This window comes from Sphingomonas pituitosa NBRC 102491 (assembly GCF_001598435.1).
In the GTDB taxonomy this organism is placed as follows: domain Bacteria; phylum Pseudomonadota; class Alphaproteobacteria; order Sphingomonadales; family Sphingomonadaceae; genus Sphingomonas; species Sphingomonas pituitosa.
On sequence record NZ_BCYY01000069.1, the window covers coordinates 1 to 864 of the forward strand.

Sequence of the window (864 nt, forward strand, 5' to 3'; positions counted from 1 at the left end):
GGGCTATTAGCGGAACAGCGAAGTGATCGTCTGCGGCGCCTGGTTGGCGATCGACAGAGCCTGAACACCAAGCTGCTGCTTGACCTGCAGAGCCTGCAGTCGAGCCGATTCCTTCGCCAGATCGGCGTCGACAAGGTTGCCGATGCCACCGTCGATCACGTCCGACAGCTTGCTGGTGAAGGTCTGCTGAGCATCGATCTTGCGCGAAGCGGCGCCGAGCGTGCTGAGCGTGGTCTTCAGGTTCGCCTGCGTGGTCGACAGGGTGTCGACCATCGCCTGCGCGGCAGACTGCGTGCTGATGCTGCCGCTGGCAGCGATCGTGATCGTCGAGCCGCCGAGGTCCAGGCCCTGGTTCGCAACGCTGAGCGAATCCGGGTTCCAGGTGGTGGCCGAGCTGGTGTCCGAGTCCTGCAGCGACTGCAGCGCGGTCACCTGACCACCCGAAGCCTTCAGCAGGTTCGTGCCGTTGAAGTCCGAAGCGTTGACGATCGTGGTGATCTGGTCACGAAGCGCAACGAAGTCCTTGTTCAGGGCGTCGCGGGTCGAGGTGTCGATACCAGCGTCAGCCGCCTGGGTGGCCTTCGCCTTCATCTGGTTGACGATGTCGGAGATCTGCTCGGCGCCGGCAACGGCGACGTCCGTCACGCTCTTCGCGCGGCTGAGCGACGACGAAACCGCCTTCAGGCCGCCCAGGTCGCCACGGAGGCCCTGTGCGATCGTGTACTGTGCCGAGTCGTCCTTGGTCGAGGACACCGCCATGCCGGTGTTGATGCGGCTCTGGGTGGTGGCCAGGTCCTTCTGGGTCGAAGTCAGGCTCTGGAGAGCCGCCATCGCGCCGACGTTCGTGTTAACCGAAAATGCCAT

Annotated in this window: 1 protein-coding gene; it reads right to left on the reverse strand. The window is 64.1% G+C overall.

Going from position 1 to position 864, the window contains the following annotated elements:
- Window positions 1-6 precede the first annotated feature (6 nt).
- On the reverse strand, window positions 7-864 hold an 858-nt coding region (locus SPI01S_RS21610), incomplete at its 5' end, for a flagellin (RefSeq protein WP_066727424.1).